Source organism: Pedobacter sp. 22226 (genome assembly GCF_052045455.1).
Classification (GTDB): Bacteria; Bacteroidota; Bacteroidia; order Sphingobacteriales; family Sphingobacteriaceae; genus Pedobacter; species Pedobacter jeongneungensis.
This window is the reverse complement of sequence record NZ_JBQEPB010000008.1, coordinates 353,465-368,564: the sequence shown is the minus strand read 5'-3', so window position 1 is coordinate 368,564 and position 15,100 is coordinate 353,465. Positions and strand designations below refer to the sequence as shown.

Annotated in this window: 10 protein-coding genes and 1 riboswitch; of the genes, 2 read left to right on the top strand and 8 right to left on the bottom strand. The window is 37.5% G+C overall.

Features of this window, described 5'->3' with window-relative positions; genetic code table 11:
• Nucleotides 1-767: 767 nt before the first annotated feature.
• From ACTJKC_RS19605 to ACTJKC_RS19570, 8 genes are all read right to left on the bottom strand, one after another.
• On the bottom strand, nucleotides 768-1,871 hold the full coding sequence (locus ACTJKC_RS19605; RefSeq protein ID WP_440794554.1) for a DUF5074 domain-containing protein: 1,104 nt from the start codon (nucleotides 1,869-1,871) through the stop codon (nucleotides 768-770).
• A gap of 77 nt (nucleotides 1,872-1,948) precedes the next feature.
• The gene (locus ACTJKC_RS19600) at nucleotides 1,949-2,521 is read right to left on the bottom strand and encodes a hypothetical protein (RefSeq protein ID WP_440794552.1); all 573 of its coding nucleotides are present in this window, start codon (nucleotides 2,519-2,521) and stop codon (nucleotides 1,949-1,951) included.
• Nucleotides 2,522-2,814: 293 nt separating this feature from the next.
• Nucleotides 2,815-4,731, bottom strand: coding sequence for a hypothetical protein (locus ACTJKC_RS19595; RefSeq protein WP_440794550.1), 1,917 nt, complete (start codon nucleotides 4,729-4,731; stop codon nucleotides 2,815-2,817).
• A 116-nt stretch (nucleotides 4,732-4,847) separates the two neighbouring features.
• Nucleotides 4,848-5,780, bottom strand: coding sequence for a PKD domain-containing protein (locus tag ACTJKC_RS19590; protein WP_440794548.1), 933 nt, complete (start codon nucleotides 5,778-5,780; stop codon nucleotides 4,848-4,850).
• A 57-nt stretch (nucleotides 5,781-5,837) separates the two neighbouring features.
• Nucleotides 5,838-6,971: a PKD-like domain-containing protein gene (locus tag ACTJKC_RS19585; RefSeq protein WP_440794546.1), complete on the bottom strand. Its 1,134-nt coding sequence runs from the start codon at nucleotides 6,969-6,971 to the stop codon at nucleotides 5,838-5,840.
• A gap of 27 nt (nucleotides 6,972-6,998) precedes the next feature.
• Complete coding sequence (locus tag ACTJKC_RS19580) at nucleotides 6,999-8,114, bottom strand: YncE family protein (RefSeq protein ID WP_440794544.1); 1,116 nt, start codon at nucleotides 8,112-8,114, stop codon at nucleotides 6,999-7,001.
• A 10-nt stretch (nucleotides 8,115-8,124) separates the two neighbouring features.
• The gene (locus ACTJKC_RS19575; RefSeq protein ID WP_440794542.1) at nucleotides 8,125-9,258 is read right to left on the bottom strand and encodes a YncE family protein; all 1,134 of its coding nucleotides are present in this window, start codon (nucleotides 9,256-9,258) and stop codon (nucleotides 8,125-8,127) included.
• On the bottom strand, nucleotides 9,255-11,291 hold the full coding sequence (locus ACTJKC_RS19570) for a TonB-dependent receptor plug domain-containing protein (RefSeq protein ID WP_440794540.1): 2,037 nt from the start codon (nucleotides 11,289-11,291) through the stop codon (nucleotides 9,255-9,257). Before ACTJKC_RS19570 ends, ACTJKC_RS19575 begins: the two co-directional genes overlap by 4 nt.
• Nucleotides 11,292-11,386: 95 nt before the next feature.
• Nucleotides 11,387-11,582, bottom strand: a riboswitch (cobalamin riboswitch).
• 83 nt (nucleotides 11,583-11,665) lie between these two features.
• Between ACTJKC_RS19570 and ACTJKC_RS19565 the strand changes: the two genes are divergently transcribed.
• On the top strand, nucleotides 11,666-12,910 hold the full coding sequence (locus ACTJKC_RS19565) for a serine hydrolase (RefSeq protein WP_440794538.1): 1,245 nt from the start codon (nucleotides 11,666-11,668) through the stop codon (nucleotides 12,908-12,910).
• Nucleotides 12,911-13,015: 105 nt separating this feature from the next.
• Nucleotides 13,016-14,419: a sigma-54-dependent transcriptional regulator gene (locus ACTJKC_RS19560; protein ID WP_025146223.1), complete on the top strand. Its 1,404-nt coding sequence runs from the start codon at nucleotides 13,016-13,018 to the stop codon at nucleotides 14,417-14,419.
• The last annotated feature ends 681 nt before the right edge of the window (nucleotides 14,420-15,100 follow it).

Sequence of the window (15,100 nt, the reverse complement as noted above, 5' to 3'; positions counted from 1 at the left end):
ATTTGAGTCTTGCGAGATACTAATTCAGTCTTCGATGAGTATATTTCAGTCTTCGGTGAGTATATTTCACTGTATTTTGATATGATTTGAGTCTTGCGAGACACTAATTCAGTCTTCGATGAGTATATTTCAGTCTTCGGTGAGTATATTTCACTGTATTTTGATATGATTTGAGTCTTGCGAGACACTAATTCAGTCTTCGATAAGTATATTTCAGTCTTCGGTGAGTATATTTCACTGCATTTTGATATGATTTGAGTCTTGCGAGACACTAATTCAGTCTTCGATGAGTATATTTCAGTCTTCGGTGAGTATATTTCACTGTATTTTGATATGATTTGAGTCTTGCGAGACAATAATTTGGTCTTCAATGAGTATATTTCAGTCTTCGGTGAGTATATTTCACTGTATTTTGACATGATTTGATTCTTGCGAGACACTAATTTAGTCTTCAACGAGTCTATTTCAGTATATTTTAATATTATTTTAGTGTCAAAAAATATTGTCCGTGTTTTCTGTTCTTCCGTGGCAAAAAAATAGGCTTTATCGATGTGCAAAAACGAGTAAAGTTTCTTTTCTGAAAAGGAAAGTTGGCAGTACTTCGGAAACGACAATCCCGTTATCCGCTGTAGCTCCGATGAAAAACCGGAGGCTGCCGCTACTACCGGGTTTATAAATAAGGGCTTGTAGTATTAAAATCAAGCTTTATAAAAAAGGCCTGCAATGATAATTTTGCAGACCCTTAACATTTGAGGCATTATAATATTTTAATGGAAAATGGCTAAATCATTAAAAAATATTTTTGTAAAATCAGTGGTAACGCCATCACCACCATATTTAATTCTTTTAACCAAAGCACCTGTAGATGCATTATAGATTAGTAAATAGTTAACGGTAGAAGCTGCACCATAACCCTGAATTCCATTAACCACGATGTAATCTTTGTTTTTATCGTAACGGATGGCGCCATAAACCATAAAGGGATCTTCGGTAATGGTAATAAAAGGTTGGGCTAATGAAGTGGCATCACCATCTACATATTTATAAATGGCTTTTCCTGAATGATAGAAAACGGCATTTTCTTTGGTTGATGCGGTGAGCCTTGTCGGCGCTTCAAGTGCGAATGTACCCACTGCCACCTTTAGTGCTACACCAGCAGTATCCAGGTTGTTATCAATGGCAATTAACCTGCTACCTGTTGAAGCCCAAACTTTTCCGTTTGGCGTTTGCGCAAACCCACGGTTAATGTTAGAGAAACTTTTTACAAGCGAATAATTATTGGCAGATACAATTTTGGCTCCGTTGCTCTGTAACAGGTACACATAATCACCTTTTTTCCACATGTCGCCCGTATTTACCGTACCAACTGTAGTCAGTTTATTTTGCACAGCCAGTGTGTTCAGGTCGATCTGATAAACGCCGTCGTTTGCGCTTACCAATCCCCTGTTTCCATCAACCTGTATAATGCTTCTCCAGTTGCTGGCTTCCTGCACATATCTGGCTTCCTCTTTTAAGGTGTATTCGTTTATTTTTACGATAGGTCCGTTTACTTTGCTCATCAGGTAGATGCTGCTATTAATAATGGAGGCAAATTGTAAGGTGCTTGTTTTCGCCGCATTTGATAATATTTTACCCGGGTTTTCTTTTTCATAAACCCTGATATTAAGGGTATCGTCGCCATAATGGTAAAAGCTCACACTACCTGAATTCTGCCCAATGGAGCCCTCTGCTATTACAAAAAAGCCATTTTTATATTTACCTTCAACAGGATCTACCTGCAGATTCTCTACATTGTCTTTTTTACAAGAGTATAATCCTGTTGTAAGAAATAATGCGCCTGCTAAAAATTGCTTAAAGTTAAATTGTTTCATATTGTGTATTTATTTTTTTAAAATTTTAAATTTACGATGCCATCTAAATCACCAGATGCCGCACTATAAATGCATCGCTATAATAGTAATCCAACCTTAGCAGCTATACCATAGTAACGTTTTTTAGTCATAGACGGATTAATTCTGATTGTTTGATCACTATAACCTAAACTAACAAGTATTCCAGCTTTTGGTCCAACTTTAAACTTATACCCACTTCCAAGGTTAAACATTGCTCCTTTTCTGAAATTATTATCTACTTTCAAACCTGTGCCAGCGTTACCATAAGCAAAGAATGTTTTATTTTGATTTTTGAAATAATATCTAACATCCAGAAATAATTGGAACAAATTATTGCTTAAGTAATAGTTATTATTGTCTGTGTAATTCTCTAAGCCAATGCCTGCTCCGATAGATATGTTATTGGTTAAAAACACACCATTAATATTTCTTAAACTCAATGCATATGAACCAGACGTTGCACCAACATACCTATTTGGCTCCACTTTTGCCTCATAAATATGATTTACAATATGGTATCCAAACTCTGTAAGATTGAAATAGCCCTTTTCCTGTTTGGTAATGTTCTGAGCCATTAGAGCATCTCCTAAAATAAGCATCAGCACAACTAAATATAGTTTTGTATTCATTCTTATTTAATACGTATTTTTAAAAAAAAATTAATTTAATCTGGACTTAATTATTGTGAAATTAAGCTACAGGAAGTATGTTCTACATAAATAAAGTGCAAACTTTTCTTGTTTATAAAACCGGTAATCAATCTTAGCAATCATCAACCTAGCGGTTCTTTTTCATCCATAACAGATAGTATGAGTATCAGCCAAAATAAAAGGCATCTGTAAGGAATTAAATACAATAAAAACGACAGGCTTTTATTCCTGCCGCCCTATTTAAATGTATAACTAGAATAGTATTTCTTTTACTATTCTTTCATTCTAACTTTTAATCTAATTCCCCTCCATTCGTTATTATATTTGACAGTACCAAAAACACTTGCTCCCTGAACTTCAAAATTTGTAATCAATTCTTCAGTCAATAATGATTTAGCAATTTGTCCCGCACTAAAGGCAATACTGCTCGGATTTGTTGAAATGGTAATACTTGAAGTAGAAAAATCTAAAGGGATATCAATTTTATCATCGTTATAAGTTACTACTTCATATGGGGATACGAATGATTGGATTTTGTCGTCCTTTAAAACATCATTTCTTATAATCGTGGAATTAAAGCTTTTCGGCATATTTTCCATATCATTAATAGACAACCATCTTATAGCACCATCCCCGTCTAAAGAATAAACCGGAAATTTATAATTATTGGCATTGTTATTTATTATTGAAGGGCCTGATGGAGGTGCAGATTTAACCAATACTTTCTTCAACTCATTCCATCCTGCTTTTACCGCCCCCTTAAACATACTTGATTTTACATCAATGCCTTCTGGCCTAAATGGTATAAACCACCCTGGTATTGCAATAGTGAAAAGTTCATTACTACCTCTTTTCAATTTCCATCCGTATAAATTATACCTTATACTGTTTGTAGTAGACCACATTGGTGAAGCATAATAAGGATTTTCATATGGATTGATTAAGTAAGGAGCACCAGTAGATGGTGGGTTATCATTATTTGGCAAGGAAATTTTTGGAACCGATATAGCTGATTTGTAAGCAATATAGTCCCATCCTCCTCTAATTTCCTCAGTCTCCCTTTTATTCCACCACAACCACCCTTTCTTTTGAAATTTCACTTTTAACCCTAAAGTTTTTAAAATTCCATAATTACGGTTGTACATCAACACGCTAGTCCTGTAATTATCATTGAAATTATGATATCTTGTAGAGTTCTCAAAAATGGTTTGCAGAATGCTACCTGCACCTTTGCTAAAATTAATTTCATAATCAAGCATATTTTGATATGCTGGACCAGAATCCTCCTGTAAAGAAGCTGTTGGTACAACCGCCAAGTAGTTTATCTGTTTCCTCTCTAAAGGAATGTTATCATTTTCAGTTGGTGCTGTTGGTGCTGGGTCCGGGATTGGAGGAAAAAGATGCCAACCCTGTTTATGGTATGTATCGATTTCTTCGTCTGTATTAACTATTGTTGGTGGTTCATTGCTTTCAAGAAAAGAGTCTATAAAAAATACAGTCTTCATTACTCTTATCATATCTTTTGTTTCCGTACCTTCCATAGGAAAACCATCAAATCTTATAGGCGTCTGCTTGTCATATAATCTTAATTTGTAGTCAAATGAACTGTAAGTTACATCTACAAGGTATTGAAGATCATTTTCAAATTCAATGCGTGCAAAAAAGGTACCATAAGGCGTTACCTTATAAACTATATCTTCAACTTGGATTTCCCCATTTTCACTTAGAATCGCTTTAAATGCTTCATCATCTACTACTTCATCAAGAACATCATCATAAGTTGGGTTATCTCCTGTTTCAGTTTGTACAGCCTGTGTAATTGGCTTGACCATTGATAAAGCCCGTGAATTAAATTTCTGGGTACTTAGCTTTAAAGCGGCACTGCTTACTTTCGAGTCTTTATTTGCAATACCTAGAGAAATGAATTTTGGATTGGAACTTTTAAGTTCTTGAAAGTCAGCTAAGCTTTGTTTATCATTAACCTTTCTAAGATTTTGATAAAGATTGTTAAAATCACTTTTACTCAACTTTAGCCTGTCGCTATCTGAAGCAGATTTATTATTTGACTGGACATCAAAATCTTTTTTACATCCGTTAACTGTCAACAATAATATTATTGATACACAGAAAAATACCAAAATATTCTTTCTATTCCTACTAACTTTTTTTTTCTTTTTTTCTTCTTTCATGATTACGTTAAAAATTAAATTATTTTATGGATTGTTTTTTAATAAGGATAATTGTTGTTCTTTGGTGTACCTAAAAATAAAAGTTTGGATTTTTCAAATGGTTCGGTATTATTAACCTATTTTTTTAAAAGTTTAAGGTCAACCGCTCCACCAAATTCGGTTGAGATTTCGCCCAGGTAGCGCGAACGATCGTTGTCATTATCCGGACTAAAAGGATTCCCATTGCTGTTTTGCCCGGTGTACACCTTTACAAAATCAATTGAAGTCAGATTTACTTTTTTCCCTGCGGCATCAATTGCCCAATCGATATCGAAGGTGTTATATCCCCTTCCCAACGATTCCTGCAAAGCGATGTACTCACTTGAGCCATTATCCGAATAACCAAAGGCGAAAGGTTTGTTGGTAATAATCTCGCCTGGAGTAAGGGTGTTTTTAAGCAATGTTCCGGTGAAAGAAATTTCACTGGCGGTTGACCATGAGGGGAAATAATCCTGTGTATGGAACTGATTCCTCAATACCAGTCCTTCTTTACCCTGATTATCTGTCCAGCGGATATCGTCGGTTATTTTTGCTGGTTTATAATAGGTAATTTTATAATTTTTGATGGTGGTTGAGGCATTGTATTCACTTCCGGCCAGTTCATACCAAACATCATCAGCCAGACCGTTTTTGTTTACATCCTGCATTACTGAGACGATTCCGGGTTCAGAAAATTCCATATCTGCGCCGATTAACGGATTACCGTAAATACCCAAATCGGCTCCTGCTGCGTTGGTTACGCTATGATCAAATCCAAATACGATAAATCCACCAAAAGCGCCAAGTGAAACGAGGCCGTTACCCGCGCTGCCGATTAATACATCGGTTTTAACAAGGTCGTTGGTAAATTGTCCTGGCGCCTGTTTAAATTCATATATTTTATTTAAATATGGCGATTGGTTAGTAACAGGCTTTTCCCCTTCGCCCTCTTTTTCAACTGCATTTTCTTTTTTACAAGAAAAAAGCACGGCTGATAAAAGCGTTAAGGTGATGATAAATTTTGTTTTCATAATAAGATTATTGAATTATAAAAGAGCGTGAATCCAGTGTAATTTCTTTTAAGAAAACTATTTGATCCCTAAATCCATTGCGCCTTTAACTTCGGTTGATATTTCTCCTAAAAGCGTATTCCCTTTTTCCCGCTGACCAGTATAAACTTTTACGAAATCGATGGTATTTAAAGCGATTTTCTTTCCGGTTTTATCAACGGCCCAGTCTAAATCAAAACTATTGTATCTTTTAGTGGCATAATCATCATCAATAGACCAGCTATCGGTATAACCCCATGGGAAAGCGCTGTTAATGAAAATGCTGCCATTTTTACCCCAGGTAGATGGAAGCAGGGTGCCTTTTAACGTTAATTTTTCCTGGTCTAGTGCAAATTCAGGATAGAAATTATGCTTGTGGAAATTGTTTACATCATAGGTGCCGCTGTTGCCCTGGTTATCCATCCAGCTTACATTAGCGAAACCTTTTGGATTGGTGTAAATGATTTCGTAGTTTTTAATGGTTAAAGGATTGTTGTATTCGCTGCCCGCCAATTCATACCATTCGTCGTCAGGTTTTCCGTTACCGTTCACATCCTGACTTACCATCACAATGCCCGGCTCGGCCCATGGGGTTGTTCCACCAATCGGGTTGCCGTAAATGGCTAAATCAGCACCGGTATTATTTACCACAGAGTGATCGAATCCGAAAATAATGTACCCACCAAAGCCACCTAAACTAACAAGGCCGGTTTGAGATACATCGCCAATAATTTTTTGTGCACCTGCAAGGCTTCCTAAACTTTCATTAATAAACTGGCCCGGTGCTGGTAAATATTCAAATACCGTAGTAATAAATTTGGTACTATTTGGCGTAATGGCCACTACCGGAACAGGAACGGTTACAGTGTACTTATGAGAGAATGCCCCCACATTGTTACTTGCAGTATATTCTACTAGATAAGTACCAGCCTGCGTGGGTATAAAATCAAAATTATACGCGGTGCTTACTACTTTACCATCCAGTTTCCATTGGTGATTAAAGCCTTTTCCATTATTCGTTCCGGCAGAGAATGCAACGTTAGTATTCACTTTAGCTGTCATGGTTTCTCCTTTAACAGAGAGATTTACATCAGGAGCTGCTTCATTGTTTTTTTTGCAGCTAAACATCAGTGTTGCAAGGCAGAGCGTTAAGATCAGGTAACTTTTTTTCATTTGTTTATTATTATATATGGTAGTTGTTTATTCGTATTTATAAGAGTAGTTGAATACGGCATGCTGAGGCAACACACCGGTTGCAAAACTGAATTTCACTTTACCATCTGTCCCTACACAATAGGCTGTGCCTGCAGTACCGTTATAACTGTTGGCATCTGCAACTATTACATCTTTACCAAATGGATTTATTGTTAAGCCATAAATAATGTTTATCGAGTGTCCATCGGTAATTAAACTTGAACCAAGTGCTCCACTAACTGTATTTAAAGCTTTGATATCGGGATTGCTGTAAATATCTTTAGATACATACGCCGAAGAGCCGTTAATGGCAATGGCGCCCAGGTCGTAATTATAAGAGGCGGTTTTGGTATCAGTGGTACTGCTAATCCGGTCTAACGATGGGTTGTTGTTAATAATATAATCATTCCAGCACACCACAAATAAATCACCATTATCAGCTGCCTGTATCCTAACCGGATTATTGTTTACGGTAATATCTTTTGTTTTGGTAAAGGTGGCCAGGTCGATTACTGATACTTTGTTTTTTGCACCGTTCTGGTAATACGGATGTGATGAATTGCACACATAAAGCTTTCCATTGGCTACAGCAAGTTGCTCTAAACCTTCTGATAACATAATTTCTCCATCAATAGCCATTGATGCGGTGTCAATCCGGCTTACTCTTCCATCGTAACGCGAAACATAGGCTTTATCTTTATAAAAAGCTACAAACCTTGGGATATACCCATCGGTGGCCGAATTGAATGAAATCCTTTTTAACGATTTACAGGTTTTGATGTCGATAATATCCAGAAAAGATTGTCTGCTGCCCTGAATACCTGCTACTACACAGTACATTTTGCTGCCGTACTGCTGCAAATCGTTTGCAGTTTCTCCGAGTGCTACATTGTTTACCTGTTTGTAATAATCGGCAACAGTTGTTTTTGTAGCAACATCGTAATACGATATAGAGCTGTTGCCATTGCCCATTAAACCTTCGCAAAGCATGTAAATACCTTTGGTATCTGATATTACCTGTGTTTTTTCGGCTATTTCAATGCTTTCCTTTTTGCAGGATGAAACAAAAACCACCATGGCGGCAGCCAAAAATAAAATGTTGTTTTTGTAGAGATTTCTCATATTATTAGATTTAGTTTGTAAATGCAATGTGAGCAGGAATATCGCCCGTGGTAACCGACCATTTCAAGCGGCCTTCCGGACTGTAACAGTGTAATTTGCCGGGCGTAACGTAATCTTTGGCATCGGTTACATATACATCTTTACTGTTGGGGTTAACTGCAATGCCATATGGGATTTTAATATTCTTTTCGGTACCATCCATAATAAATTTGCGGTCCGTCAATGTTTCATCTTTTACATTAATCATCGAATAAGTAATGGTATTTTTCTGTTCGATATAATTCCATTCGGTGGCGTAGATGTAAGCATAATCATCATCTATGGCCAAATTGCTTGCAGCAATGTTAAATACCTTTTTAATCTGGTCGGTTTGGGTATCAATTACAAAAAGTCTTGAAGGGATAGTATAATAATCACCACGCGAAGTAATATACAAATCGCCATAGCGATCGGCTTTAATCCGGTGAAGGTTAATGGCAACTTCAATCCGTTTAATTTCTTTAAAACCAGGCAAATCGATCACGGAAACGGTATGCTCATAATCAGGCGGACTATAACCACCAGAATTGGCCACATATAATTTGTCACCAATAATGGCCATCTCTTCCGGCTGCCTGCCCACCTCAACAGTGCGGTTTACCTTTAAAGCCGTTGTGTCTATTTCGGCTACAATACCATTTGGCGCTTTAGGATCGCCAACTTTGCCTAAATAAGCACTTACATAAGCTTTTCCGTTATTAAAGGTTACGTACCGGCAATTGGTGATGTTGATCTGACCGATTTTTTTACCGGTCTTCACATCTAAAACTTCTACTTTATTGGAAACGTTAACCACCACGTAAAGCTTGCTGCCATAACGGCCAATATCATTGCCCACATCGCCTAAACCTTTGGTAACTTCAGGATTTACCTGGTTGTACAGGTTGCGGGTGTAAATGCCATTTACCAGATCAAGGTAATCTAACGAGGCTTTATTCATGTTCATATTGCCTTCGTTAACCAGGTAGAAACCTTTAATGGCTGATGTTGGCTCTGGCTCAACCCTGGTAATTTCAGATGGCAAAGGCTTCGGGTCTTTCCTGCAGCAAGTGGTAGTTGCCGCCAGAAAAGCCAAAATGCATATCGAAAATTTTAGCTGCCTCATAACTTATAATTTAAGGTTAACCTGTAGTTTCTGCCGGGCATAGGGAAATTCGGAATGATATCAAATTGCTGATTAAGCAGGTTATTTACTTCGCCATTAATGTTTAAGCTTCCCTTTTTCAGTTTAAATTCATAACCAATTGCAGCATCATGGGTGTACCATGGTTCCATATAGTTTTCTATAATATTTGCTTTTTGGTTATAACGAAACCCGGTGTAAATGAAACTATAGTTTGCCCGCCACTGGTGATAATCAAGCCTCGTTAAAAAAGAACCGCTGTTTTGTGGTATGTAAGGAATCTGGTCTTGATATTGATCTTCAGATTTTGAAGTAATATCTACCGCTCTTTGATAGGTATAATTAATGGCAAGATTTACCATCAGATCGGTAAAAGGCTCAAATGCAGTTTTTGCGTTAATTTCTAAACCACGGATATCCACCAGACCAATGTTGTACATAATCCAGCGGTATAAGTTTGCGCCTGGTTGTGCTACGATTTTGTCTTTTACGCGGTTATAATAAACATCAGATTGAATATCGATAAAATTAAATTTCTGGTTTTTAAAGTTTTTGAAATAGGTTACGCCAACATCATATTGCTTGGCGTATTCAGGTCTTAATAAAGTATTACCGATGAAAGTATAGTAAAGGTCGTTAAACGTTGGCATCCGGAAAATGCCTTTGTAAAAAGCGCGGATTCTGATGTCCTTATCCTTGAGCAGTTTCCATGAAAGCATTACCGTTGGACTAAAAACCTGTTTATCACCTGCTGAAGAATAAACTTTTACCCGGTCGGTTACAGTAGTGCTTAATACACTCGCCCTTACATTAAGCTGATTTAGTGTTAACGACGAACTTAAAACATTTAAAAAGGTATTTCTGGTGGGATAAGCAAACCTGTAAATATTGGCATCCAATGTCTGATAAGTATAATCGGATGCATAAGCAGCCTCCCATATCGAATTGATTTTATATTTGCCGGAAATGGAAAAGTAAGCTTCCTGTTCTTTAAAACGGTTATCTAAAAGGCCTGTAGTGGTTACAAAATCAGGATCAAGATAACGCTGATAAGCATAACTGTATTTTCCATTAACAAGAATGCTTAGTTTAGCCGAAAGTTGCTTTTCTACACCTCCCTGAACAAAAAAATCACGGTCCCAGATTCTTTGTGTAAAATCGAACCTGTTGGATACAATTGCACCCGGCAGGCCCCTCTCTGATAAAAAAGAGTAAGCCTGTGCCTGCCATTTTCCATTTTTAAATTTACCAAAAAGTGCTGCCTGCAAGCGAAAGCGTTCTACATCGGCATTATTTCTTACCGCAGTGGTATCGTACACGCCATTAGTCGATCTGAATTTGTATTTTCCATTGGCATATATATATTCGGTATTGATACTGGCGTTTAAGCGATCATTAACCTTATACTGATAAACCAAGGTTGGATTAATGAGACCAAAAGATCCGCCTTTTAAGCCCAATTCTAATTGTTCATGCTGATTTTTTTCAAATTCAGGCACCCTGGTTTTTAAGTAGATGCTGCTGGCAGAGGCGTAAGCCCTGGCGGGCAGAAGTAATTCAGGCTTTTGTCCACTGTATAAGGAGATTTCTTCAAGGTTGTTTAATGAGAACTTACCTAAATCTACCTGGCCATTTTGTGCATTTCCAACCTGAATCCCATCCAAAAAAACAGCAGTATGGTTGGTACCTAAACTGCGTACATTAACGGTTTTTAGTCCCCCAATGCCACCATAATCTTTTAACTGCAAGCCAGAAAAATAACGGAGGGCATCGGCAACCGAAAGACTGTTCATCCTTTTAAGGTCTTCTCCTGATAATATCTGAAGCGGTGTAGGCGATTTACTCTGCTCAGTTAACCGATATTCCCTGATCCGGATTTCCTTAAGCTGCGTGCTTTTCTTCGTGCTGTCTGTTTGCGCCCAGGTATTTAAGGGCAATAAAAATCCTGTCCACAGAATAGAAGAATATATAAAAAACCGCATTGTGCCCGCATAGGCAGAATGTTTTTGTGTCATTTTGATTGTGAGTTTAACCCACAGCCAACAGATGGAAAAGAAATGAAATACGATTACGTAAGTACATCACCCCTTAGCTTCAATCCCCGAAAGCTATGAAATATAATGCTAAGGCAGGTCTTCTGACTTACTCCCGGGTTTCCGGCCTTCCCATCCCGACAAATCGGAACAGTGGCAGATTGATTGGAAATCCGTTAAGGAGCTTACAGCTGCGGGACAGTTACAGATTTACACTGTATTCCCTTTTAATTCCGGGTGTAAAGCCGGAAACCAAAAGCGCTGCAAAGGTAATAAAATTAAGCAACATGTAAAATGGATGATGGAAAACAGTCTTTCTAACAGAAAAAGCTAAATTAGGAATCAAATTTTCAACCATGAAAAGGATTTTAACTGTTATATTATCGTTCATTAGCCTGTCTGTTATGGCACAAACTGATACCGTCTTCTTAAAGAAATTACTGGAGAGTAAGCCCGAACTTTTTTCGGCCATACTCAACCATCCCGATCATAACCAGGTACAAATCCTTTATACTCAGGTAAACCGCGATGCAAAGAATAAACCGGCGTTTAAAACCTTCAGTTATAATTTAGATCCGCACCATTATTTTTACCCTGCAAGTACGGTTAAACTTGCCGCCGTAATTTTTGCATTGGAAAAGGTAAATCGTTTAAAAAGTACAGGACTAACTACCAAAAGCATCATGATTACCGATAGTGCCTATAAAGGACAAACTAAAGTTTTAAAAGATACCAGTGCAGAAAGCGGCCACCCTTCTATTGAGCATTATATCAAAAAAATCCTGCTTACCAGCGATAATGATGCCTTTAACCGTTTATTCGAATTTATCGGTCGTGCCGAAATTAACGAAAAGCTAAAAGCAAACGGATTGAATGACAGCCGGATTTTAAACCGTTTGGCCATTGGCGATGCCGGCGAATCAGCCAGAAATACCAATCCGGTTAAATTTTATAACGGCGATAAATTGGTGTATGATCAAGCCGCTCAGTATGATCCAAAGGAATATGAGCTGCAGTTAACCAATCTGGTGATGGGCAAAGGTTATCTGGACAGCACCGATAAACTTGTAAACAAACCTTTCAGTTTGGCCGGAAAAAATGCTTTTGCCATTAACGATCAGCAAAAACTGATGCAGAAACTGATTTTTCCGGAAGTTTTCCCGGTTAAAGAAAGATTTAACCTGACTCCGGAAGATTATAAGTTAATTTACACCTACATGAGCAAGTATCCAACGGAAAGCGATTTTCCTAAATACGATCCGAAAGCGTTTTGGGCTACTTATGCAAAAATGCTTTATTATGGTCGTGAGCAGGAAACGCCAGATCCAGATATCAGGATTTTTAATAAATATGGCGACAGTTATGGTTACATCATCGACAACTCCTATTTCGTTGATTTTAAAAATGGAATTGAATATTTTCTCACAGCAGTGGTACAAAGCAATGAAGACGGTATTTTCAATGATAATAAATACGAATATGATACGGTTTGTTTCCCTTTTATGAAAAACCTGGGCAGAACGATTCATGATCTGGAATTAAAAAGAAACAAAAAGTACAAACCAGATCTGAGTAAATTCAAAATCGATTATAATCATTAAAACCTTTCTCCTACTTAATGGTTTATAGCCTATAAATTGTATAAAAAACTATACATTAATTAAAAAATAATATATTCGCATCTGAAATAAAAGAATACATCTCTAATGGCTAAACTATTAATAATTGACGATGAGCGTGCGATAAGGAGTACCTTACGCGAAATTCTGGAATACGAAAATTACGATGTTGAAGATACTGATAATGGTATCGATGGCCTCGAAATGATCAAAAAAGGAAATTTCGACCTGGTACTTTGCGATATCAAGATGAATAAAATGGACGGGATGGAAGTGCTGGAACAGGCACAAATTATCAAACCCGATCTGCCTTTTATTATGATATCTGGTCATGGAACAGTTGAAACCGCCATTGAGGCCAGTAAAAAGGGAGCTTTCGACTTTATTTCGAAACCACCTGATTTAAACCGCTTACTCATCACCGTACGCAACGGTTTAGACCGTGGAAATTTAGTTACCGAAACCAAGGTTTTAAAACGTAAGGCCAGTAAAACCCGCGAAATTTTAGGCGAATCAGAAAGTATTTCTAAAATTAAAGAAACCATTGAGCGTGTGGCACCAACCGAAGCCCGCGTATTAATTACCGGTGCAAATGGTAGTGGTAAGGAACTGGTAGCCCGCTGGTTACACGAAAAATCCAACCGCGCCGATAGTCCGTTAATTGAGGTAAACTGTGCTGCAATTCCTTCTGAATTAATTGAAAGTGAACTGTTTGGTCACGAAAAAGGTTCATTTACCTCTGCTGTTAAACAGCGTATTGGTAAGTTTGAACTTGCAAATGGTGGCACCTTATTTCTGGATGAAATTGGCGATATGAGCTTATCCGCCCAGGCAAAAGTTCTACGGGCGTTGCAAGAACATAAAATCTCACGTGTAGGGGGCGAAAAAGAAATTGAAGTAAATGTTCGTGTTTTAGCGGCAACGAATAAAGATTTATTAAAAGAAATTGAAGACGGTAATTTCCGTATGGACTTGTACCATCGCTTAAACGTAATCAATATCCACGTTCCGCATTTAACAGAACGTACCGACGATATTCCGGTAATTGCGCAGAACTTTTTAGAAAGCATTTGCAGTGATTATGGCATGCCGGTAAAGAAAATAAATGATGGTGGTATGGCCGCACTACAAGCTTTACCATGGACAGGTAATGTGCGTGAGCTTCACAATATGATTGAGCGTTTGATTATTTTAAGTGATAAGGTAATTACCGAAAATGATGTGCGAGCATTTGCCAACCCGGGCGGTGGAACCAATATCGGTGCTGCCACAAGCGCACAGATTGCGGGCGCCGGAGGTTCAGCCTTAACTTCATCATTTGATTCATTTAACAATTTCCAGGATTATAAAGACCATGCTGAACGTGAGTTTATCAAATTCAAACTGGAAAAAAATAACTGGAATGTATCAAAAACCGCAGACGAGATTGATATTCAAAGAAGTCACTTATATAGTAAAATTGAGAAATTTGGCCTGAAAAGAGCTGAATAGTTTAATAAATTAAAAAGTTTAAAGGTTGGAATGTTTGAAGGTTATCTTGGAACATTCCAACATTACAACTTACAACTTTAAAACATTAAACATCAAAACAACACGCAGGCCGTCATTTCGACTGTAGCGAAGCGAAATGGAAAAATCTGTAAAAGCTATCTATCAGTAGATTTATCCACTACGGTAGAAATGACAATCATGCAGGATTTTAAGGTTCTCCGGGCAACATCCCAACTTTAAAACATTAAACATTACAACATCAAAACAACAGGAAAGTCGTCATTTCGATTGAAGCGCAGCGAAATGGAGAAATCTATAAAAGCTATCTATCCGTAGATTTATCCACTACGGTATAAATGATGATCATGCGGGATTTTAAGTTTCTCCTGCTAACATTCCAACTTTAAAACATTAAACATTTCAGGATCAAAACAACAGGCAAGTCGTCATTTCGACTGTAGCGCAGCGAAATGGAGAAATCTATAAAAGCTATCTATCCGTAGATTTCTTCACTACGGTAGAAATGACAATCATGCGGGATTTTAAGGTTCTCCGGGCAACATCCCAACTTTAAAACATTAAACATTACAACATCAAAACAACAGGAAAGTCGTCATTTCGACTGTAGCGCAGCGAAATGGAGAAATCTGTAATAGCTATCTATCCGTAGATTTCTTCACT

Bases quoted from the DNA above. Each gene is read 5' to 3' on its own strand.
- ACTJKC_RS19595 (WP_440794550.1), bottom strand. From the start codon at position 4,731: ATGAAAGAAGAAAAAAAGAAAAAAAAAGTTAGTAGGAATAGAAAGAAT.
- ACTJKC_RS19585 (WP_440794546.1), bottom strand. From the start codon at position 6,971: ATGAAAAAAAGTTACCTGATCTTAACGCTCTGCCTTGCAACACTGATG.
- ACTJKC_RS19565 (WP_440794538.1), top strand. From the start codon at position 11,666: ATGAAAAGGATTTTAACTGTTATATTATCGTTCATTAGCCTGTCTGTT.
- ACTJKC_RS19600 (WP_440794552.1), bottom strand. From the start codon at position 2,521: ATGAATACAAAACTATATTTAGTTGTGCTGATGCTTATTTTAGGAGAT.
- ACTJKC_RS19605 (WP_440794554.1), bottom strand. From the start codon at position 1,871: ATGAAACAATTTAACTTTAAGCAATTTTTAGCAGGCGCATTATTTCTT.
- ACTJKC_RS19590 (WP_440794548.1), bottom strand. From the start codon at position 5,780: ATGAAAACAAAATTTATCATCACCTTAACGCTTTTATCAGCCGTGCTT.
- ACTJKC_RS19560 (WP_025146223.1), top strand. From the start codon at position 13,016: ATGGCTAAACTATTAATAATTGACGATGAGCGTGCGATAAGGAGTACC.
- ACTJKC_RS19580 (WP_440794544.1), bottom strand. From the start codon at position 8,114: ATGAGAAATCTCTACAAAAACAACATTTTATTTTTGGCTGCCGCCATG.
- ACTJKC_RS19570 (WP_440794540.1), bottom strand. From the start codon at position 11,291: ATGACACAAAAACATTCTGCCTATGCGGGCACAATGCGGTTTTTTATA.
- ACTJKC_RS19575 (WP_440794542.1), bottom strand. From the start codon at position 9,258: ATGAGGCAGCTAAAATTTTCGATATGCATTTTGGCTTTTCTGGCGGCA.